This window comes from Pontibacter flavimaris, assembly GCF_001907195.1.
Taxonomy (GTDB): domain Bacteria; phylum Bacteroidota; class Bacteroidia; order Cytophagales; family Hymenobacteraceae; genus Pontibacter; species Pontibacter flavimaris.
Genome location: NZ_LVWA01000009.1, coordinates 14749 through 37366, shown reverse-complemented (window position 1 = coordinate 37366; position 22618 = coordinate 14749). Strand labels below are relative to the sequence as shown.

18 protein-coding genes are annotated in these 22618 nt (G+C 53.5%); all 18 read right to left on the bottom strand.

Annotation, left to right across the window (positions count from 1 at the left end; all coding sequences use genetic code 11):
• Nucleotides 1-67: 67 nt before the first annotated feature.
• Nucleotides 68-3172 carry a SusC/RagA family TonB-linked outer membrane protein gene (locus A3841_RS14270; protein WP_235861423.1) on the bottom strand — a complete coding sequence of 1035 codons (3105 nt, stop codon included), beginning with the start codon at nt 3170-3172 and terminating at the stop codon, nt 68-70.
• A 627-nt stretch (nt 3173-3799) separates the two neighbouring features.
• A protein-coding gene (prfB, locus tag A3841_RS14265) for a peptide chain release factor 2 (RefSeq protein ID WP_139307973.1) occupies nt 3800-4877 on the bottom strand; the annotation gives its coding sequence in 2 pieces (ribosomal slippage) (nt 3800-4816 and nt 4818-4877; 1077 coding nt in all).
• 95 nt (nt 4878-4972) lie between these two features.
• Complete coding sequence (locus tag A3841_RS14260; RefSeq protein ID WP_073853045.1) at nt 4973-6046, bottom strand: branched-chain amino acid aminotransferase; 1074 nt, start codon at nt 6044-6046, stop codon at nt 4973-4975.
• A gap of 46 nt (nt 6047-6092) precedes the next feature.
• Nucleotides 6093-6644, bottom strand: a complete 552-nt coding sequence (locus tag A3841_RS14255) for a cob(I)yrinic acid a,c-diamide adenosyltransferase (protein ID WP_073853043.1) — start codon at nt 6642-6644, stop codon at nt 6093-6095.
• A gap of 169 nt (nt 6645-6813) precedes the next feature.
• Nucleotides 6814-7539 carry an ABC transporter ATP-binding protein gene (locus A3841_RS14250; RefSeq protein WP_073853041.1) on the bottom strand — a complete coding sequence of 242 codons (726 nt, stop codon included), beginning with the start codon at nt 7537-7539 and terminating at the stop codon, nt 6814-6816.
• A gap of 10 nt (nt 7540-7549) precedes the next feature.
• On the bottom strand, nt 7550-10585 hold the full coding sequence (locus A3841_RS14245; RefSeq protein WP_073853039.1) for a tetratricopeptide repeat protein: 3036 nt from the start codon (nt 10583-10585) through the stop codon (nt 7550-7552).
• A 135-nt stretch (nt 10586-10720) separates the two neighbouring features.
• Nucleotides 10721-11008, bottom strand: coding sequence for an Asp-tRNA(Asn)/Glu-tRNA(Gln) amidotransferase subunit GatC (gene gatC, locus A3841_RS14240; RefSeq protein ID WP_073853037.1), 288 nt, complete (start codon nt 11006-11008; stop codon nt 10721-10723).
• Nucleotides 10950-11834, bottom strand: a complete 885-nt coding sequence (locus A3841_RS14235) for a lysophospholipid acyltransferase family protein (RefSeq protein WP_235861422.1) — start codon at nt 11832-11834, stop codon at nt 10950-10952. Before A3841_RS14235 ends, gatC begins: the two co-directional genes overlap by 59 nt.
• Nucleotides 11835-11919: 85 nt before the next feature.
• Nucleotides 11920-12483 carry an NUDIX domain-containing protein gene (locus A3841_RS14230; protein ID WP_073853035.1) on the bottom strand — a complete coding sequence of 188 codons (564 nt, stop codon included), beginning with the start codon at nt 12481-12483 and terminating at the stop codon, nt 11920-11922.
• A gap of 139 nt (nt 12484-12622) precedes the next feature.
• A complete protein-coding gene (locus tag A3841_RS14225) occupies nt 12623-13003 on the bottom strand; it encodes a RidA family protein (RefSeq protein ID WP_073853443.1) in 381 nt (126 codons plus the stop codon).
• Between the two features lie 206 nt (nt 13004-13209).
• Complete coding sequence (locus A3841_RS20355; protein WP_170866207.1) at nt 13210-13347, bottom strand: hypothetical protein; 138 nt, start codon at nt 13345-13347, stop codon at nt 13210-13212.
• Nucleotides 13348-13893: 546 nt separating this feature from the next.
• Nucleotides 13894-15792, bottom strand: coding sequence for an acetate--CoA ligase (gene acs / locus A3841_RS14220; protein WP_073853032.1), 1899 nt, complete (start codon nt 15790-15792; stop codon nt 13894-13896).
• Between the two features lie 394 nt (nt 15793-16186).
• Entirely contained in the window at nt 16187-17878 is a 1692-nt protein-coding gene (locus tag A3841_RS14215; protein ID WP_073853030.1) for a sodium:solute symporter family protein, read from the bottom strand.
• A gap of 27 nt (nt 17879-17905) precedes the next feature.
• Complete coding sequence (locus A3841_RS14210; RefSeq protein ID WP_073853028.1) at nt 17906-18169, bottom strand: DUF4212 domain-containing protein; 264 nt, start codon at nt 18167-18169, stop codon at nt 17906-17908.
• A 300-nt stretch (nt 18170-18469) separates the two neighbouring features.
• A complete protein-coding gene (locus tag A3841_RS14205) occupies nt 18470-19198 on the bottom strand; it encodes an SDR family NAD(P)-dependent oxidoreductase (protein ID WP_073853026.1) in 729 nt (242 codons plus the stop codon).
• 75 nt (nt 19199-19273) lie between these two features.
• Nucleotides 19274-19714, bottom strand: a complete 441-nt coding sequence (locus A3841_RS14200) for a hypothetical protein (protein ID WP_073853024.1) — start codon at nt 19712-19714, stop codon at nt 19274-19276.
• A gap of 349 nt (nt 19715-20063) precedes the next feature.
• A complete protein-coding gene (hslU, locus tag A3841_RS14195; RefSeq protein WP_073853022.1) occupies nt 20064-21458 on the bottom strand; it encodes an ATP-dependent protease ATPase subunit HslU in 1395 nt (464 codons plus the stop codon).
• Between the two features lie 67 nt (nt 21459-21525).
• Nucleotides 21526-22569, bottom strand: coding sequence for a type IX secretion system protein PorQ (porQ, locus tag A3841_RS14190; RefSeq protein ID WP_073853020.1), 1044 nt, complete (start codon nt 22567-22569; stop codon nt 21526-21528).
• Nucleotides 22570-22618 lie beyond the last annotated feature (49 nt).

Genomic DNA, 22618 nt, shown 5'->3' with positions numbered 1-22618 from the left:
CAGTGCCAGCTTCAATCTATTTTTAAGAAAATTTCTATTTTCCATCTTATACGTAATTTAATATTAATTAAAATCCTAGGTTCAGACCAACAGAGATAACGCGTTGCTGCGGGTTACCATTGAAGTCAACACCAGTAGAAGTAAACACCTCTGGGTCCAGGCCATCGTAGCCGGTAATGGTGAATGCATTCTGAAGCTGAGCATACATTCTTACACGCTGCACATTGATTTTGCTACTCACAGACGAAGGCAGTGTGTAACCGATGGCTATATTGCTCAGTTTCAGGAAGTCGCCATCCTCAACAAAACGGGTGGATGTCTGGCCGTCGTTGTTTGCAGCAACGCCTCTTCCCTGGTACAGCTTCGGAGTTACACCATCACCTGGCTTCTCCGGGCTCTGCCATCTTCCTAGTATCTCAGTGCCATTGTTCTCAAATGTCTGGTTCAGCAGGTCCTGGCGTGTACGGTTCATGATCTTGTTGCCGCCAGAGAAGCGGAAGAACACGTTCATGTCGAAGTTGCCATACTTAAAGTTGTTGTCAAAGCCACCGAACCACTTAGGCAGGGCGCTTCCCAGCACAACTTTGTCAGCAGTACCAAGCGTCGAAGCCTTTGAGATGTCGCCCGGGTTAGCTGGGTCGTAAACCTTATAGCCAGATTGTCCTATCTGAAGGCTAGCCTGAACCAAGCTTCCGTCAGCTTTTCTGTAGATTGGGTTTCCGTTTGCAACGTTCACACCTTCATAGATGTAACCATAGAGAGAGTTAAAGGACTCACCTACTCTGTGGATAGTATAGTCAAAAATCTGATCCTGATCATCTACAAGTGCAGTGATTTCGTTGTTCTGGGTAGAGAAGTTCAGGTTAGCGTTCCAGGAGAAGTTGCTTTTCTCAATCACTGCACCGCTCAGCGCTAACTCAACACCGTCATTTTTCATCGTACCGATGTTTCTGTAGATCAGGTTGCCTGGTAAGCCAATTGAAGGAGGTGTTGGAGCACCCAGCACCATATCCTTGTTATTTTTCTGCCAGTAAGCAACTTCTACGTTCAGACGACCATTGAACAGGCCAAAATCAGCACCAAAATCGATTATCTCCTGTGTTTCCCACTTCAGGTCTGCATTACCAGTGTTGCTAAACGCGATACCACTCAGGCCACCGTATGGACGTGGAGCAAAAGAACCTAGGTAAGGATAGTCACCGCCCACGATGCTGGAGTTACCAACTTCCGCATAGCTACCTCTTATTCTGAAGTCAGAGATGAAGCCCAAAGCACTTGAGTTCTTGAAGAATTCTTCTTCAGAAACACGCCATGCGGCAGAAACGCCAGGGAAGTAACCCCAACGGTTATCAGGAGAAAGCTTAGAAAGACCATCAGCTCTAAGTGAGCCACCTACATAGTATTTTCCTTTGTAGTTATAGTTCACGCGTCCTAAGTAGGAAGAAAGACCGCTTCCACCGATGCCACCAGCAATTTCCTGGTTTGCCATTGTTCCAGAAACAAGGTTCTCTCTAAAGAGGAGATCCGAAATACCGGAACCAAAAGCGTTGAACCAGGAGGTGTTTGTCTTATTGTATTCCGCTACAGCAGTTACATCCAGGTTATGTGCTTCGTTGAAGGACTTGTTGTAAGACAGGATGTTCTGCCAGTTCCAGGTCGTGTATGGAGAGTAAATCTGGTCTATGTAACCGTTCAGGCCTCTGCCATCGCCGTGGCGCGGATCCATAAAGCCATAGTCATCCTGCAACGACAGGTCAATACCCAAGGAGGTTCTGAAGTTAAGACCGGTTACAAGCTTGAAATCCAGGAAAGTATTACCGTTTACACGGTAGGTTGTGGATTTACGGATGTTGTTATCCAAGCTGAACATGATGTTCGGCGTGTTGTTGTTTATGTGGATAAGGTTTGCTCCTCTGCCTAATGCAGCTGGGTTAGCATCATCCAGGTTATATCCTGTAGGGTCATTTGGATCATATACCGCTACGTTTGGCAACATACGAATCACAGCGAATGTGTTACCGCTCAAGCTGTTAGAGCCAGTAGACACACCATTGTTTCGCTGATACGAAAGGCCGGTGTTCAAACCGAAGTTGATACGATTAGATATCTTCTGGTCCAGGTTAGCACGCATGGTATAGCGTTTCAAATCGTTGGCCACTGCTATACCTTCTTGATCTGTATAACCTAAGGAGAAGTAGTACTTGCTCTTCTCCGTTCCTGCCGAAGCTGAAATAGTGTGGCTCTGCTGGAAGGCGGTTCTGTACACATGGTCGTTCCAGTCAGTGTTCGTGCCAGCGGCGTCCATAAATGCCTGTGGCGCGTTTCCAGCATTTGTATACTTCTCGTTCGCGATCTCAACAAACTGCTCTGCATTCAGCAGGTCATGTAACTCCATTGGGCTGGACCAGCCTGTATACATATCATAGTTTACTTTCATCTGGCCTTGCTTGCCCTTTTTGGTTGTAACCAAGATTACACCGTTAGAGGCACGTGAGCCGTAGATAGCTGTAGCAGCACCATCCTTCAGGATTTCAAAAGACTCGATGTCGTTCGGGTTGATGTCGGCAAGAGCGTTAGAAGATGCATAAGCACCAACGTTGCCTGTCAGCACGGGGATACCGTCAATCACAACAAGCGGTGAGTTGCTACCGGAGATGGAGTTCGTACCGCGGATTCTGATAACTGGAGGAGCACCCAGGATACCGGAAGGCTGCTGTACTACCACACCTGAGGCACGGCCTGCCAGCTGCTGGTCAAAGCTTGGAGTAGCTAAATTGGCAATCTCCTCTCCTTTTACCTGTGCAATAGAGCTGGTAACGTCTTTCTTCAGCTGCGTACCGTAGCCTACCACTACAACCTCATCCAGAAGTTTCTGGTCTGTGGCAAGGCCTGCATTTATTACGCTTGCATTACCAATCGCCTTCTCTAAAGTCTGGTAACCGATAAAACGGAACACAAGCGTGTTCCCTTCTGCTGGCACAGCGATGGAGTAAGTTCCGTCAGCTCCAGTGGTGGTACCCACTGTGGTCCCTTTCACAATTACTGCAACCCCCGGCAGCGCTTGCGATGTGCTCTGGTCGATAACCGTACCAGTCACAGTTCTGCTCTGGGCGTACGCCTGCTGCAGCAGGGCCAGCACCATTACAAAACTCATTAGTAATAGTTTTCTCATTTGTAGTTTGAATTAAGGTGAATAGAATTAATTGGTTGGTTTTAAATTTTTACTCGTACTTATATTTGCTCGTACCTTATAGGGTATAGGCAAGGCTACGCCAAGCTCATATCACTATGATTTTGAATTTTGGATGTACCTGTATCAGGGCTTCCTTTTGCAAGCCGCCTTGATGTTCCAAGAAAAAGTTAGGTATTGACTTTTTAGACACGGCGCTTTATACATACACCTGCTGCCTACTAGAAAGTAGCCGCCCTCGCCCCCTTAGCTGCTGGCCTTTAAACAGCTATATATTGGGATGGGCATCTATTCAGACCCAATAATATGGACTTATAAATTGAAATGCAATAGCAGGTTCACAATCTTATTCAATGTTAAAACACTGGAATTTAACTCATTACTGCCCCTCTCCTCGCAACCTTTTCCTGCAAAAACCTGTAGCAGCAGGCTAAAAACGGCTCAAAAGCATCTATAAAGGCATTTTTGCTAATTATGTTACAATCAATGTCTTAACAACAAGCCCTGTACTATGGTCTCTTTCGGGGCACAAGGCTGCATGGAACAGAAAATATTTTTACTAAAAACAAAAAAGGCACCTGTGCAGGTGCCTTTTTTGTTTTTATACTTTTATGCCTGCATCAGGAAGGCTTTGATGTATTCATCCAGGTCGCCGTCCAGCACATTTTGCACGTCGGTGCGCTCAACACCCGTACGCACATCCTTCACAAGCTTGTAGGGGTGCAGCACGTAGTTGCGGATTTGGGAGCCGAAATCTATGCGCTTTTTGGTGCTCTCGATGCGGTCCCGTTCTGCATTGCGCTTGTCCAGCTCTATCTGGTACAGCCTAGACTTCAGCATGCGGATGGCGTGCTCCTTGTTCATGAGCTGCGAGCGCTCTATCTGGCACTCGATCACGATTCCCGTTGGCTTATGCTTCAGGCGAACGGCTGTTTCCACCTTGTTCACGTTCTGGCCCCCGGCGCCGCCGGAGCGGAAAGTATCCCACTCAATGTCGCTGGGGTTTACCTCTATCTGGATGGTGTCGTCTACCACAGGATAGGCGAACACCGAGGCAAAGGAAGTATGGCGCCGCCCACCCGAGTCGAAGGGAGAGATGCGCACCAGGCGGTGCACCCCTATCTCCGCCTTCAGGTAGCCGTAGGCGAAGTCTCCGCTTATCTCCAGCGTGACCGACTTTATGCCGGCTCCTTCCCCTGCGTGGTAGTTAATCTGCTTCACGCCAAAGTTGTGCGACTCGGCCCACATGATGTACATACGCATGAGCATCTCGGCCCAGTCCTGGCTTTCGGTGCCGCCCGCGCCGGGGTTTATCTCCAGGATGGCGCTCAGCTGGTCTTCCTCGCCGCTCAGCATGCGTTTAAACTCCAGCCCCTCTACCGCCTCCTCCGCATTTTTATACTCCTGCACGATGTCTTCTTCCGATACATCGCCCTCCTTATAGAAGTCGAACAGCACCTCGAAGTCAGACACGGCCTTTGCCACTTCCTCGTAATGGTCGGTCCATACTTTCACGGACTTTATATCTCTCAGTACTTTCTCGGCCTCTTTGGGGTCATCCCAAAAGCTGGGGGCAGTGGTCTGTACCTCCGTCTCCTTTACCTGCTCCTTCTTGGCATCGTAGTCAAAGGTACCTCCTCAAGGCCTCTACTCTGGCCCTCAACTCTTTTACTTGCTCAGTTGTCATTAGCGTGTTGTGGTTATACTTCTATTTAAACAGGAAAATGCTGAAGCATAAACTCATCGCCTATACTCCAGCATTTTATACTTTACGTTATACTTTTACAGGCTGATGCGGTGCACCCAGTTGTGCCTATCCGGTACCTGGCCTGTCTTGATCTTATCCAGCTCGGTGGCTACGCGGTTCGAGATCTCACGGCCTTCTATAGCCGGTAGGTCCATGTCCTCGCCGTTAAAATGGATGGTGGCAATCTGCGCAATGGTGGCTGCCGTACCTGTTCCGAACGCCTCCTGCAGCTTTCCTGCCTTATAAGCCTCTGCCAGTTCCTCTACCGCCACCTTGCGCTCCTCCACCTCATAACCCAGGTCCCTGGCCACCTGCAGCACGCTGTCCCGGGTAATGCCGGCCAGAATGGTGGTGCTGACCGGTGGTGTTATGAGCTTTCCGTCGATCACGAACACCAGGTTCATCGTGCCGGATTCCTCTACATACTTGTGTTCCCGGGCATCTGTCCAGATGAGTTGATGGTACCCGCGCTCCTGCATTTGGCGTGCAGGCAGCAAGGCCGCGCCATAGTTTCCGGCTGCCTTGGCAAAGCCGGCTCCTCCCTCTGCGGAGCGCACATAGTGCGGCTCAATGGCCACTTTCAGCGGCTGCCCGTAGTAGGCCCCCACCGGGCAGGTGAAGACTGTGAAGCGGTAGCTCGAGGAGGGGCGAACGCCGATAAACTCATCGGTGGCGAACATGAACGGACGAATGTACAGCGCGCAGCCGCTTGTGGGCGGCACCCAGGCGGCGTCCAGACGCAGCAGTTGCTCCAGCCCCTGCAGGAAGATATCCGCCGTGATAGCCGGCATGCACATGCGCTCGGCAGACATGTTCAGGCGGTGGAAGTTATCCAGTGGGCGGAACAGCAGAATATCGCCGTTAGCGTCCCTGTACGCCTTCATCCCCTCGAAAACAGACTGTCCGTAGTGCAGGGCCGAGGTGGCCGGGCTCAGCGACATGTTCCCATACGGCAGTATCTGCGGGTTCTGCCAGGCTCCTTCTTTGTAGTCAGCCACCAGCATGTGGTCTGAGAAGATCTTGCCGAACTCGATGTTGTTATAATCCAGCTCGGAGATGCGCGAGGCTGCCACGTGCTGCGCCGGTATAGTTCGTATATCTGGGGACATTTTAAGTTTGGTTTTTATTTCCGCTATGGCTGTAGGGTGCAGGAGGCTACATTCTTGGTTTCCAGGTTATCTCCTCGGCGCCCAGTTCCTGTGTCATTACGCGGCACAGCGCAAAGAGGTAATCCGAGAGCCTGTTTAAATACTTAATCACCAGGTCATCCACCTCCGACACCTCCTGCAACCCAATGGCCAGACGCTCGGCGCGGCGGCACACGCAGCGGGCCACGTGGCAGAACGAGACGGACTGATGCCCGCCCGGAAGTATAAAAGCGCGCAGTGGCGGCACTTCAGAAGTATACTTGTCTATCTCCCGCTCCAGCAGCACTACGTCCTCCTCGTGCAGGTCCGGCGTGGCCATCCTGGTGTTTTTCTCCGGGTCGGTGGCCAGCACAGAGCCGATCGTGAACAGCCGGTCCTGGATCTCCTTGAGTACTTCCAACCTGCCTTTGTTCACCTCCTGGTCGCGCACCAGCCCGATGTAGGAGTTGAGCTCATCCACGGTGCCGTATACTTCGATGCGCAGGTCCGATTTCGGCACCCGGGTGCCACCAATCAGCGCGGTGGTTCCCTTATCGCCTGTTTTGGTATAGATCTTCATGTAAGACTCAGGAGTTAGAGAGTTTAGGAGTTTGGGAGTTAGAGAGTTGTAGAGACGCCATACGTTGCGTCTCTGGAGTTAGAAAGTTAAAAAGTTAGAAGGTTGATTTCTCATCTATGCACTCATTAAAACTCTAATAACTAATAACCAACAACAAATAACTAACTACTTAGTGATGCTCTGACTGCATGCGGGCAGCGGTGGTTATGTCCGGGTTTAGCGTGTCGGACTCTACCAGGCCGTCACGCAGGCGCACAATGCGGTGCGCGTACCGGGCGATGTCCTCTTCGTGGGTTACCATGATGATGGTGTTGCCTTTGGCGTGCAGGTTCTCGAAGAGCTCCATGATTTCGTAAGAGGTTTTGGTGTCGAGGTTACCCGTTGGTTCGTCGGCAAGTATGATGCTGGGGTCGTTGATCAGGGCGCGGGCAATGGCCACACGCTGCCGCTGGCCACCCGACAGCTCATTGGGTTTGTGCTTGCCTCGGGTTCCCAGGCCCACGCTCTCCAGCGCGCGCTGCGCCCGCTCCTCGCGCTGACTTTTGTTGTAGCCCGCATAGATGAGCGGCAGGGCCACGTTCTCGAGCGACGACTGGCGCGGCAGCAGGTTAAAGGTCTGGAACACGAAGCCGATCTCCTTGTTGCGCACCTCCGCCAGCTCGTTGTCCGACATGTTGCTCACGTCCTGCCCGTTCAGGATATAGGTCCCGCCGGTTGGTGTGTCAAGGCAGCCGATGATGTTCATGAACGTGGATTTCCCGGAGCCGGACGGCCCCATAAAGGCCACATACTCGCCTCTATTGATGCTGATAGATACCGACTTAAGGGCATTGATGGTCTCCGTACCCATGCGGTATACTTTGGAGATGTCGTGGGTTTCGATGATGGTGCTCATATGGCTTATGTCATTGTTGCCAGTCTTCGGCACGGGCCTCCACTTCTTGGCGCTTTTGTACTAATTTCTTTATAAATGTAGCATATTCGGAGGGAGGAACCAAATCCTTCAGCGTTTCTGTGGCCTGATCCGCGTAAGAATATAAGCCTTGCTCTATACTCTCCAGCGCGTAGGCTTTGTGCAGCTCCGCGGCGAAAGGGTTGTAGGTGATACCGCTCAGAAGTATGTTGTAGGCCTTTTCCCCGCCGGGGTCATACTTCCGGAAGAAATTGGCTGCTGCCAGCAGCGTTTCCTCGTCGTATGCCAGTATCTTCACGGCTTGCTCATAGCGGGCGGCGGCCTCTTCCTTCCGGCCCCTTACTTCAGCTACACGCGCTTTAAAGTACAGCTGCATGCGCCTGTCGCGATCAGTCAGGTAGAGGCGGTCCATCCGGTTCAGCAACACATCATACTTCTCAGTGTAGAGCCAGAGCTTTAGCTGCAGCAGGTTGAGGGCAGAGCGCAGTTCTCCCTCCGGGCGCTGCAAGGCACTTGCCTTCTGGATGGCGTCGTAGGCGGCTTTCCAGCGCCGCTTGCCCAGCAGATAGTCTACGCGGGTTACCACGGCATGGCGTTTCAGGTCCTTTTCCTGCACAGCATTCACCAGCGCGTCCACCTGCACCTGCGTTAGCGAGGGAAGGTAGGTGAGCAGGTACTGTAGCTTTTCTTTGTCCGTTCCCTCCGCAAGCACGGTATCCAGGTCTTGCTGTAGCAACGCGGCCAGCTCCTGCGCCACGGCCATAGCCGCTTCATTCCCGGTATAGGCTACTTCCTGCAGGGCTTCTACGGCTGCCACTGGCTGGTGTGCAATGGCCAGTGCGTAGCCATGCGAGAGGTAGGCCTGCGGGTAGCCGCGATCTTTTGCCTGTTTAAAGTATGACGCGGCGGCGCGGTAGTTCTTTTCCTCCAGCATCCAAAGCGCCAGGGTATTATAGTAGTAGCCGCTCTGGCTCTCCATCTGCAGGGCCAGGTTCTCTACCACGCGCCTGCCCTCGCGCGGCAAGCCGTTGTAATGGTGCACCAATCCCTTCAGGAAGAGCAGGTCGCTATAAAATATCTGGTTGCCCGGGCTGCTGAGGTAACTATCGATGGGCTTAAGGCAGGCGGTGTCGCCTTTGCTCAGGCTGCTAATGGTCTGGTTGTAGAACAGCGTGAAGTCCTCCACCTGCTTCAGTGAGTCGGGCATGAAACGGTCCCCGCGCGGGTCCATGCCCAGCAGTTGGCGCAGCACGGCCTGGTTGCTGCGCAGCGCCTCATACTTGCCTTTACTGGACTCCTCCAGCACGGCTTTGGCAGGCTCCAACATGGCCTGGCGGGTATAGTAGGCGAGGCGGTTGCTGCGCACCACCTCGTTGCCCGGGCCATATTGCTGCGCCAGGTTAAAGTAATACTCGGTGCTGTCCTGCACGCTGGTCTGGGTGTACAACAAGGCCAGGTTGTTGTAGATCTCGGCACTCTCGGGGAACTGCTCCGCCCCCTGCTGCAGCACGTACAGCTTTTCGAAGAAATACTGCTTCTCGTCGTAGAGGTTGGCCAGGCGCACGTACAGTTTCGGGTTCGGGCGGCGCTCCAGGGCGTCTTTCAGCAGCAGGATCTCGCGGTTGCGTTCATCCTGCTGGCGGTACATGGCCGACAGGCTATAGTTGGCCTTTACGTTGCCGTTGTCATAAATATCACTCTCCTCGTAGAAGCGCTTGGCCAGGATGTCGTTGTCGGAGGCGCGGTACAGGTCGCCGATGTAACTGTAGTAGCCGGCCTGCGCCTGGAAGTAGGAGCGGTAATGTGTGCGCATGATCAGCACCACGCAGATCACCAAGCTCATGATAAAGAACGAGAAAAGCGAGAACGTCTTCGGCTCGTACACCACCTTGTGCACTGGCAGCCGCTGCTCCAGCAAGCGCCCGAAGTTGATCATCACGTACACCACAAAGCCAAAGCCAAAGGCCAGGTGCGTGTAGATGATCAGGTTGCGGTAAAGCAGCGTGAGCGAGTCGTTGGCGGTGGCAAAGGCGTACCCAATGCTGAGGAAGGCCATGGTGGCAAACACCAGGTACAGCACTGCGCCGGTGGGTCGGAACGGGAACAGATTGCCGTAGTAGGCCTCACGCTGGCGCATGCCCCAGAAGCCCGCCACCGTAGACAGCAGCAGGATAACGTAAGCGTTCAGCGGAAGCACCTCCGCACTAATGTAGCCGACCTGCCGCAGGTACATGAGCAGCAGGCTGGACACGTACAGCACACTGATGAGCAGGAAGTGCCACATGCTGAAGCGTCGCTCCGGCATTTTGGCCTGCGTGTTGATCCAGAGCAGGGCGTTCACGTTCTCGTAGCTCACCCACAGCATGAACAGCACCGTGGCTGCCAGCAGGCCCAGCGAACTGTAGCTTACCAGGTGCAGTATTATCAGCTCGGCGGTAAAATCGGCTTCGGTAAAGAGCAGGAGGCCCAGCACCGCCACTACACCCAGCATCGCCAGAACCCGCAGGCCGAAGACCGTGTTGGGGAAGAAAGCCTGAAACGCGTAACTGCACAACGCGAAAAGCAGGATGCTGACCAGCAGCGTGGTTTGTCCGGCCGCGCCGAAAATATCCAGCAGATCGAAGTTGAAGGTAGCCAGGAACAGCATCAGCAGCAGCATGCCCGCAAAGTATGGCAGCTGCCGCATGGTGCTGATGGCCGCCGCGTAAAAGGCCAGGCAAATGGCCAGGATGAGCAGCAGCAGGGTTGCCGCCACCGTGTTCACGCCGGGCAGGGCCACGTCGTACTGCTCAAACAGCAGGTAGCCGTCAGCCGAGAGGGTGAAGCGCTCCAGCAGCCCCGGCACCTCGCTCACCGGCACCGGCACCACCTGCAGGTCGGTTATCTTGTCCCAGGCAAAAACAGACGCCTCGCCGGCGAAGTAATAGTATACCCCCAGCGCCAGCGCCAGCACACCCAGCAGCATTAAAAAAAGATAGGGATACCTGGTGTGCGTATCCCATCCTTGCCAAAACTTAATCTTACTCATATATTTTTCGAGACACGCATATCAGGACATAAGACACAAGACATTTAATTTATACTTGCTGCCAGTTAGCCTGAACGTAAGAAGCACATTCCAAGGCTAATACGCAAGATTTGTCTTTCTACTTATGCCTGCGGCTTATTCCAGCACCTTTGGCACCCGGAAGTAGTCGGAGTCTTTTTTGGGGGCGTTCCGCAATGCCTGCTCGTGGGTGATGGTGTTGCGGGGCTCATCCTCGCGCAGCACGTTCACCTCCTCCGACATGTGGATGAGTGGGGCCACGTGCTCCGTGTCGAGCTGGCGCAACTGGTCCACCCAGTTCAGGATCTTGTTCAAATCCTGCAACACCTCCTGCTCCTTCTCCTCGTTAAACTCCAGCCTTGCTAAGTGCGCTATCTTGCGGATGGTTTGAATATCTGTTGACATGTACTTTGGTATGTTTCGTAATTTCTGTTTGTATGATGTTGAACACCTGCTCCTTCAGCCGCGGCAGGTCCTCCAGCGTCAGCCCCTTCGTCTCGATCGGCTCATGGATCACGATCTTGAGTGGGTGCCAGCGCACTCTCAGCTTACCGTCCAGGTCGGGCAAAAAGTGTTGGTTGTAGGGCATGGTGACCGGCACCACCGGCACCTGCTTCTCAATGGCCAGCTTAAACGGCCCGTCCTTGAAGGCCATCAGCTGCTCGCCGGCCGTCTTGGGGATCGTGCCCTCTGGGAAGATCACCAGGCTGCGCCCCTCCTCCAGCGTTCTGGCCGACTTGATGTAGCTCCTGGCACTGCTAATGGGGTTTCTGCGGTCTACGGAGATGTATAACTTCTCGTATACTTTGCCCCAGAGCGGCACCTTGCACAGGTCGGCCTTGCCCACAAAGTTAAGAAATCCGGGGATGGCGTGCAGCATCACGGGGATATCGAGGTAGGAGCTGTGGTTCGGGGCGAAAACGTAGCGGTCCGTTGGCTTATACTTCATGCGCCACTCCACCTCCAGCGGCGTCAGGAACATGCGCAAGGCAGAGCTGGACCAGAACCTGTTCACACCGTGCAGGTGCCTGTACCACTTTTCACGGCGCATCAGCACCGCCTGCAGCGGATACGTGACCGCAAAGGGCAGCACGAACCAGGTGACGCACCAGGTAGTATAGATCCGCTGTGCTATGTATTTAATGGCCTTCATGCTTTCAAATGTAAGTATAATCCCTTGGTTTGCCATTGCCCCGGCTGCCAGTATAACGCAGAAATTTCGCGCAGCCATACTTTATACTCTGGCGAAAGTATGGATGGCCGGTTTCCGGATAAAACCCGGCTCCTGCCCCCGAGTTTATACTTTATACTTTCTCCTACAGCCTCCCCTGCTCCTGCAGCAGAAAAGCAGCCTTCAGGATGCCGGCCACGCTGATGGCGTCGGTGATCTCGTTGCTCAGGGCCATGCGCACGGCCTCCTTAAAAGGCACTTTCCTGATGTGCAGCACTTCCGTTTCTTCAAAAGCAGTTTCGCCGGCGGTTAGTTCCTCAGCCAGAAAAACAAAGCCTTCCTCATCGGTAACCGAGTTGGAGGTATGCAGGCGGCAGATATTGGTCCATTTGGCAGCCGTAAAACCGGTCTCCTCCTGCAGTTCGCGTTTGGCCGACTCCAGGATATCGTTTTCTATCAGCCCGCCGCCCATCGGAATTTCCCAGCTGTACTCGTGCAGCGGGTAGCGGTACTGGCCGATCAGGTACGTGTAGCCTTCGTTATCTATCGGGATAATGCCAATGGCTTTGTTCTTCATACTTACCACACCATAGATGCCTTCGCCGCCGTTCGGGTTAAGCACTTTGTCTTCGCGCACTTTGATCCAGGGGTTGTGGTAAACTTCTCTCGTGGAAAGGGTGGTCCAGGGGTTATGTGTCTCGTCGATCATAGCTCATACTTTTGCTGCTGCAAAGATAGGGGTTTTGAAGTATGGAACGGGAGTTATACTTGTTGGTGAAAACGCCTACAGGGCCTAAACCTGAAAACCCGGGAATTCAGCGGAGGCGGGCAGCAGGATAAGTATAAAATCAGTCCTTTTGGGCGATCATCTCTATTTCTACCTGCGCACCTAACGGAAGCGAGGCCACACCGATGGTGGTGCGGGCGGGGTATGGCTCCGAGAACCGGGTCTTGTATACTTCGTTCATGGCGCTGAAATTAGCCATGTCGGTTAAAAACACGTTTACTTTCACCACATGCTCCGGCGTAAGCCCGGCTGCGGTCAGCACCTGGAAGAGGTTTTTAAAACACTGCTCCGTTTGGGCCGAAATATCGCCTTCCACCAGTTTTCCGGTGCTGGCATCAATAGGCGTTTGCCCGGACAGGAAAACCAGTTCACCGGCTTCCACGGCATGTGAGTAGGGGCCTACGGCTACGGCGCCTTCGGCGGTGAATGCTTTTCTGGGCATATTTCTTATGTATGTGTTAAGTATGGCTAACGCGCGGCTAAACGCAATAAACATACACTTTTTTGTTGAATTCCGTTGATTACCGCAAAAGGTTTGGGCATTCATTTATACATGACCAACTTCCCACAATTTTTGCCCCCGGCTTTTTGGCGGCACCTGCAGCTTTAGTAAAGTATGATACTTGTAAGGAGGGTCTGGGAAGGTAGTTAAGGAGATATCTCTTTTTGAGTTTTGTTATACTTTATACTTTCCTGGCGCAAGCTGAAAGTCCCGGAGCATTTCGGGGCGTCCGCTTGTGCCTTTTTATACTTTTTATACTTTATACTTTGGCTATACTTGCTCATACTTGACTTATACTTTCCTGGCTGCTGCTTCCTTCCAATTGATACAAGCTATCCTTTCTTGCCGCCGCTGACCCTGTAGTTCCCACAAACCTACCGTTTCATCTCTTGCTTTGGCTCCCTCAAGGCCGGGAGGCCTCGTCCTCGGGCATCGCGCTGTGTTCCCTCCTGCGCCAGGGCGCTGCCACTAACGTGGCACCGGATCTCACAAGGCGCTCAACCCAAGGACTGGGAACAGATTCGATAGCTGCGGCTTTTCTACGGAGCAAGTATAGACTGTCCCCTTGAGGACAAGTGAGAGCAGGAGCTCGAAACTTGCGACCATAGGTCAAGAGGGGTATTTATACTTTGACTATGCAATTTATACTATACAAACAGTAAAAGCAGGCTCCCCTCCTTAGTTAAGGAGGGGCAGGGGTGGTTGGACTACAGCATTGCTGAGAAGAACCTCCATACTTTGCCACAGAGCGAATTCCTCCATCAGTACTCCCAGAAAATAAAAACCTCCTCCTGTTTTCAGGAGGAGGTAGTGGGTAGTTATACTTTCTCTTATAAAGCCCCGGCCTTGATCTCGTCCACCACATCCGGGTCGAGCAAGGTAGAGGTATCGCCCAGGTTGGACGTGTCGCCCTCGGCTACTTTGCGCAGGATGCGGCGCATGATCTTGCCGGAACGTGTCTTGGGCAGGCCGCTCACGATCTGGATCTTGTCCGGTCTGGCGATCTTGCCGATCTTCTCCACCACCGTCTCGATGATCTCGGCGCGCAGGTACTCTTCTTTCTCCGGCTTGTCTTTGATGATCACGAAGGCGTAGATGCCCTGGCCTTTCACATCATGCGGGTAGCCTACCACCGCCGACTCCACCACGTGCTCGTTGTGGTTGATGGCCTCCTCGATCTCGGCGGTACCAAAGCGGTGGCCGGACACGTTGATCACGTCGTCTACACGGCCGATGATGCGGTACAGGCCGTTCTCGTCGCGCTTGGCGCCATCGCCGGTAAAGTATAAATCCTTATAGGTAGAGAAGTAACTCAGGCGGGCGCGCTCGTGGTCGCCGTAAGTGGTGCGGATCATGCCCGGCCACGGAAACTTCATGCACAGGTAGCCCTCCACCCCATTCTCGGTGATCTCGTTGCCTTCGCTGTCCACCAGTATGGGCTGAATGCCAGGCAAGGGCAGCGCGGCGTGGCCCGGTTTCATCGGGGTTACGCCGGCAATGGTAGAAATCATGATGCCGCCGGTTTCGGTCTGCCACCAGGTGTCCACCACCGGGCAGCGCTCCTTGCCAACGTGGGTATGGTACCAGTGCCAGGCCTCCTCGTTTATCGGCTCGCCCACCGAGCCGAGCACCTTCAGGGAGTCGAGGCTGTAGGAGAGCACGTCGTCAATATCGCCGGCCATCAGGGAGCGGATAGCCGTTGGAGCCGTGTAGAAGATGGTTACGCCGAACTTGTCGCACACCTGCCAGAAGCGGCCGTTGTCCGGATAGGTTGGCACGCCCTCAAACATCAGCGTGGTGGCGCCGCTCAGCAGCGGACCGTAGAGCAGGTAGGTATGACCCGTCACCCAGCCAATGTCGGCCGTGCACCAATAAATATCACTTTCCTGGTATTGGAACACGTTCAGGAAACTGTACTGGGCATACACCATGTAGCCGCCGCAGGTATGCACCACGCCCTTGGGTTTGCCTGTGGAGCCGGAAGTATAAAGTATGAACAGCATGTCCTCGGCATCCATCTCCTCGGCGGGGCAGTCTTTGCTTACGCCCTTTACCTCCTCATGGAACCACACATCGCGGCCTTCCACCATATTCACGGCCCAGCCCAGGCGCTCCACCACAATCACGCGCTCCACCGACGGACAGTTCTCCAGGGCCTCGTCCACCACGCGCTTCACCGGAATCTGCTTGGCGCCGCGGTTCAGGCCGTCAGAGGTAAGCACCATGTTGCACTGGGCATCGTTGATGCGGTCGGCCATACTTAACGCCGAGAAACCGGCGAACACCACCGAGTGAACCGCACCGATACGGGCACAGGCCAGCACGGCAATAGCCAGCTCCGGAATCATCGGCATGTAAATACAAATGCGGTCGCCTTTCTTGGCACCGTTCTTCTTGAGCACGTTGGCGAACTGGCATACTTTCTCGTGCAGCTCGCGGTAAGTATAGCGGATAAAGCGTTCTTTCGGGTCGTTTGGCTCCCAGATCAGGGCTAGTTTGTTGCCGCGTGTCTTCAGGTGGCGGTCCAGGCAGTTCTCGGTGATGTTCATTTTACCACCCTGGAACCACTTCACGTTTGGTTCCTCGAAGTTCCACTCCAGCACCCTGTCCCACTTCTTGCGCCAGGTAAAGGTATCGGCTATTTCGCCCCAAAATCCTTCCGGATCTTCTACGCTGCGCTGATAGGCCTCCTGGTACTCCTCGTAGGACTTAAGTTGATAATTTGTCATGGTAAGGTTTGATTCTTGGTTAGATAGCGTTTTTAAGGTTTATAAAGGGATTCCCGATTCGCCTTCGCTTCAGGCGATCGTGTAACCTGGTCGGTGTAGCCGCTCAGCAATGGGGCTATATGCAATATACGTATTTATAAAATTATTTGTAGCCGATGCCGGTCCTCTCCTCCCCCTACCTGCCTCCTTGGTTTACGCCGGCCCGGCCTGTACTCCTCAGCTAAAAATAAGCAATAAATGCCTAAACATCATACTTCATTTGCCGGTTAAGGCTGGTTTATACTTTCGCGGCCTGTGGCCGGGGCTTAGCTGCCGGGTGTTAGAAGTATGGATTTTACGAAAGCTGGACCAGCCATTTAGCCATACAACAAATTAACAGCGCAGCGCTCAGCAATCAATGGTGTGCCACCGCAGCGCCTGCCCCTCTCGGCACGCGGATGTCTTCTATCAGCTCCTGAATATGCATCGGTGGGGGCGGCGTCATCCGCGAGATCAAAAAGGACACGGCGAAGTTAAGCAGCATCCCCAGTGTACCGATGCCTTCCGGCGAGATGCCAAGCCACCAGTTTTCCGGCAGGTTTGCCTCGGGGTTGATGAACTTAAAGTAGGAGATGTAAGCGATGGTAAAGATGAGCCCTACTACCATGCCCCAGATAGCCCCTTGCTTGTTCATACGCGTAGAGAAGATGCCCATGATGATGACCGGGAAAAAAGAGGCCGCCGCCAGGCCAAAGGCAAAGGCCACCACCTCGGCCACAAAACCCGGTGGGTTAATGCCGAAGTAGCCGGCCACCACGACTGCCATCATCGCAGCCAGCCGTGCCGCCGCCAGCTCGCGCTTCTCCGAAATCCCCGGCATAAAGGATTTCTTGAGCAGGTCGTGGGAGATGGAAGTGGAGATCACCAGCAGCAGACCGGCCGCCGTGGAAAGCGCTGCCGCCAGGCCACCAGCCGCCACCAGGGCAATCACCCAGTTGGGCAGACCTGCGATTTCAGGGTTGGCCAGCACCATGATGTCTTTGTCGATAATCAGCTCGTTAGCATCCGGGTGGTTGACATACTGCACATGGCCGTCGCCGTTCTTGTCGTCGATGCTGATGAGCCCGGTTTTCTGCCAGTTCTGCACCCACTGCGGCATTTCCGCCACAGGGCGGTTGCTGATGTTGTTGAGCATGTTATAGAGGCCAAAAGCGCCAATTGCCGGAGCCGTGGTATAAAGTATGGCGATAAACACCAGCGCATACCCGGCAGACTTCCTGGCATCCCTTACCTTAGGCACGGTAAAAAAGCGGACAATCACGTGGGGCAGTCCGGCTGTACCCACCATCAGCGCTGCCGTGATAAAAAATACATCAATCGTAGATTTGGTACCGCCAGTGTAGGGAGCAAAGCCCAGTTCGGCCAGCATGCCATCCAGTTTCTGCAGCAAGGGCGTACCGTCCTCCAGGGTACCCCCAAGGCCGAGTTGCGGAATGGGGTGCCCGGTAAGCATGATGGAGATGTAGATAGCCGGCACCATGTAGGCAAAAATCAGCACGCAGTACTGCGCCACCTGGGTATAGGTGATGCCTTTCATGCCGCCCAACACCGCGTAAAACAGCACGATCACCATCCCGATGATCACGCCCGTCTCGATCTGTACCTCCAGAAAGCGGGAGAACACGATGCCCACGCCGCGCATCTGGCCTGCCACATAGGTAAACGAAATAAAGATGGCACAAACCACCGCCACCAGGCGGGCGGTTTTGGAATAGTACCGCTCGCCCACAAAATCGGGCACGGTAAACTTGCCAAACTTGCGCAGGTAGGGAGCCAGCAGCAGAGCCAGCAGCACGTAGCCGCCCGTCCAGCCCAGCAGGTACACCGAGCCGTCGTAGCCCATAAACGAGATAAGGCCGGCCATAGAGATAAAGGAAGCCGCGCTCATCCAGTCGGCGGCGGTGGCCATGCCGTTTGCCAGCGGGCTAACCCCGCCTCCGGCCACGTAAAACTCTTTGGTAGATCCGGCACGCGACCAGATGGCAATGCCGATGTACAGGGCAAAGGTGAGGCCCACGATCAGGTATGTCCAGGCTAAAATGCTCATGCTAAATAAGGTTAAGGTGAGATGTGGTTAGTCTTCGTGCACGTCGAACTCGCGGTCGAGCCGGTTCATCAGCCAGACATACGCAAAGATGATAAGGACGAAAAAGTAGATGGCCCCCTGCTGCGCAAACCAGAAACCCAGCTTAAAGCCGCCCAGCGTAAACTGGTTCAGCTCCTCGACCAACAGGATCCCGAACACGAACGATACGGCAAACCAGACCCCGAGCAGGAAAAGCAATATGCGGAGGTTGCGTTTCCAGTAGGCCTGCATCTTTTGTCTTTTATTCTCCATTGTTTAGCGGTTAGAAGTATATAGGTGGTGTTTTGCGTGTTCAGGTTGAGGCGGCTTTAAGGCTCATTTATACTTTGCAGGTTCCCCTTGATCAATGCCGCTACCGAGCTGCCTCCTGTTTAGGATGGGCTTGGGTTAACAGCGCATGGGCAACTTTAACAGCAGCAATAATTTAGTGAATTTGAAATATAAGAAAAAGCTTTTATACTTCAACCTCTGCACTTTAGCCACGACAGGTATTAGCATAAAAAAAGCCCTGCCGTGTGGCAGAGCCTGAAAAAAGGTTTTTCTGTAGGTTTATTACATGTCCCGCACCGATACCAGCACGTCGTTATACTTGCCTGAGTTACGAAGGAAGTCTGCTATTTTCACGGCAACCTCTTCCGGAGAGGCCAGCTCCTTATTGGCTTTGTACTCACGGAATTTCTCTACGGTGCTGAAGCGGTCGGCGTCGCTGGAGCGTATCTGGCCTTGCATCTGCGTATCCACCACGCCCGGCGACAGCGCGTATACTTTCACGCCGGTGCCGCGCCTGTCCTGTTCCAGCTGCACGGTGTGTGACAGCATGTCGATGGCAGCCTTGGAGGCGCAGTAGCTTGCCCAGCCATCGATGGGGTACCTGCCGGCGCCCGAGCTGATGTTGACAATGACCTTCTGCGCCTGCTGCGCCTGGTATACTTCCAGAAAAGTGTTCATCAGCATGGCGGGCACAATCACGTTCACGTCGAACACAAACTGAAAGCGCTCGTTGGGCATCCCCTCCCCTACATACCCGATATCGCCCAGCACGCCGGCGTTGTTGATTAATACCAGTTTCCCGGCGTCCGGGTAAGGCAGAAAGATCTTCTGCAGGTTATGCTCTACGGCAGGTATATCGGAGAAGTCGAGGGGCTGGTGGCGGTAGTTCGGGTGCTTGATGCTGCAGCTGCGCGATACGCCCACCACGCGGTTGTTCTCGTCTTTCAGCAGCTCTTCGGCCAGCGCCTTGCCTATGCCCTTGCTGGCTCCGGTGATGATGTAAATATTCAAAATTAGAAAGTTAGAAGGTTAAAAAGTTAGAAAGTTGGAGTTTTAAGGTACGGAGGAGGCTTGACTGAGGATGCCCTAATGTTGTATGTAATCTCCATCTCGAAGTTCATTGAATAAGTTCTCTATAGTGCGCTCACCAAGCTTTTCGTCAAGCAGATCATCCATCTCAAGATTGTAGCATTTATGAAATGATGAGTAAACATCTCCAGTATAAATAACATCTATACCGAAGTCCTCCTCAAGCCGCCTGTAAAAGTTGCACGGGAATCCGTTGGGACGCTCCTCTACAGCATCATTACTAAAGTACATCCTGATTATTCCTCTTTCGAAGTCTGCTTTAGCCCTCCTCTCAGCTTCACCACAGGTTTTAACAGCAAGATTAAAGTTTCTTGCCTCCTTCCAATCAGAAGGATGAGATCTTTCATCTACTATCCAGTAAGTCAATACTGTTGCAAATAGCAGCAGTATCACCAATGCTGCTATTGCAGGCCTTTCATCTATACTTCTCTTGTCCATGCGCTCAACTTTATACTTCCTCAAAGTATAAAATAGCCGCCAAAACAAAAAGCCAGCGTCTCTGCCCTGGCAGAAACGCTGGCTCTGAAAGTACAGCTAAAGTATAAACTTGTTCCAAAGTGAGTCTGGAGACTCGCGGCACATCGATCGGGCGGCACCGGTTGGATACCGGCGCCAGTGACACTTGCACGCGAATCTAAGATTCGCTTTTATACCTGGGCACGGAAGAGACTTCCGCGCCAGTTACTTATACTTTCTAACCTTCTAACTTTTTAACTTTCTAACTCCAGAGGCGCAAAATGTTGCGTCTCTACAACTCTCTAACTCCTCAACTCCCAAACTCTCTAACTTAGAGAATATACTGGCTCAGGTCGCGGTTTTTCACCATGCCCGACAGCTTCTCCTGCACCATTTCGCGGGTAACCAGGATGCGGGCGTTGGCGCCGATCTTGTCGGGCACGTCGAAGAGGATATCGTTGAGCAGGCGGCTCATCACGGTGTGCAGACGGCGGGCGCCTATGTTCTCCACCTCTAAGTTTACCTCGTAGGCAATGGAGGCGATCTCGTCCAGCGACTCGTCGTTAAAGCTCAGCTCCACATTTTCTGCCGAAAGCAGCGCCTCATACTGCTTGGTCAGTGCGTTTTTCGGGAACTTGAGGATCTGATAGAAGTCGTCTTTAGTCAGGCTGTCCAGCTCCACGCGGATCGGGAAACGGCCCTGCAATTCCGGGATCAGGTCGGATGGCTTGGCTACGTGGAAGGCACCAGCGGCAATGAACAGAATATGATCCGTGTTGATAATGCCATACTTGGTATTCACCGAGGAACCCTCCACAATCGGCAGCAGGTCGCGCTGCACGCCCTCGCGGCTCACGTCCGGGCCACTGCCTTTTTTGCTGGAGCTGGCCACCTTGTCGATCTCATCGATAAAGATCACGCCAGAGTTTTCTGCCTTAAAGATGGCCTCCTCCTTCACCTCGTCCATGTCGATGAGCTTAGAAGCCTCTTCCTCCAGCAGGATCTTGCGTGCCTCGGCAATGGTGACCTTGCGCTTCTTGGTTTTCTTGGGCATCATGCCGCTGATCATCTCCTGGATGTTCATCATCGAGGCCTCGTCCATGCCCGGGCCCATCACGCCCATACCCGGCATAGCGCTCTGCTGCACCCTGATCTCAATCTTGCGGTCTTCCAACTCGCCGTTGCGGATCTTCTCACGGAATTTCTCGCGGGTGCGCTCGTTCAGCTCGTAATCATTGTCCGGCATGGCATTGGGGTCAGCGTTTGTGGAGGAATAGCCCGGCGTGGCGCGGCCCTGGATTGGCGGAATAAGGGCGTCCAGTATGATATCCTCCACCACCTCGGCGGCTTTCTGCTTCACCTCCTCTTTTTTCTTCTGCTTCACCATGTTCACCGACTGCTCCACCAGGTCGCGCACCATGCTTTCCACGTCGCGGCCCACGTAGCCCACTTCGGTAAACTTGGAGGCTTCTACTTTGGTGAAAGGCGCATCAGCAATTTTGGCCAGGCGGCGCGCAATCTCCGTCTTCCCCACACCTGTTGCCCCGATCATCAGGATATTGTTCGGAACGATGTCGCTCTGTATACTTTTGTCGGCGTTCATGCGGCGCCAGCGGTTGCGCAGGGCAATGGCCACGTTGCGCTTGGCGTCCTTCTGCCCGATGATGTATTTATCCAGCTCCGCCACAATCTGGGCTGGCGTTAACGATGCAATATTATCTAACATGTCTTCTTCTTAAGGTTATAAATCAAACCCGGCCTAAACTAATACACGCCACAGGGCCGTTTGGTTTTTAACTACTTTTCTTTTTGAGGAACGTGCCGGTGTTGGTGGCGATGGTGACGTAGTGCGTGGCACCCGACGGATGGAAAAAGGCGCTGCTATAGTTCAGTTCAAAGCTCCGCACCCGCAGCATGGCCCCTACCGAGAAACCCGCCCCGCCAGATGCACTGTCCAGCCGCAGCTCTTTGCGGCGCAGGTGGTTGTAGCCGGCCCGCAACTGAAAGTTCTTGCTAAAAACAAACTCGGCCCCCGCCACAAAATGCCTGGCAATCTTGTCCCCCAACTTCTTCTCCTCCTTCACCTCGTTTCCGTTCTCGTCCAGCTTGCCCGGCGCGTTTGGGTCCAGGTACACAATGTCGAATTGATACAGGCGGTGCGCCGTGAGCGAGAGCCGAACGGGCATGTGCTCCGGTTTATAACTTACGCCCATCTGGGCATCCCAGGGCATCTGCTGCCGATCCGCGTTAGCAAACGGCTTTACCTGATAGCCTACATTCTTAAACGCAAGCCCCACAGTAAAGTCTTTCTCCGGATGGTTAAACGTAGCGCCTGCATCAGCCAGAACCCCAACCGCCTGGTCGCCGGCTATACTTGACACGGCCGCTTTCAGGGTAGCGCCAATGGTGAAGGCCTCCATCTCGCGGGCATGGGTTATACTTAGAGTATAATCATTCACGTTGAAGGTGCCCACTTCCATACCGGTGGCGTCGCGCTGCACAAAATCCCCGTAACTCAGGTAATTTATACTTGCCGCCCAACGGCCATACTTCTCTGATTTGAAGGCGTAGGCGGCGTGGCTCTGTTTGATATCGGCCAGGTAGCCCATATAGCTCAGGTTCAGTTGCCCGTCCATTTCCGTATTTAAAAGTGCCGGATTGGCCGCTACCATGTTCACGTCGTGGCCACCTGCCGTTACGTTTATCCCTCCCAAAGCCGCTTGTTTGGCACTGGCTGGAAGCTCCAGAAACGGAAATCCCCGCTGGCCACCCACCTGCGCCTGCGCCGTGAGCGAAAGGCCCAGCAGCGTACAAAGTATAAAGGCGGCTTTTTTCATACTTAGTTTTGAGTGAGCGAATGAGTGATTGAATGAATTTGAAGATTTG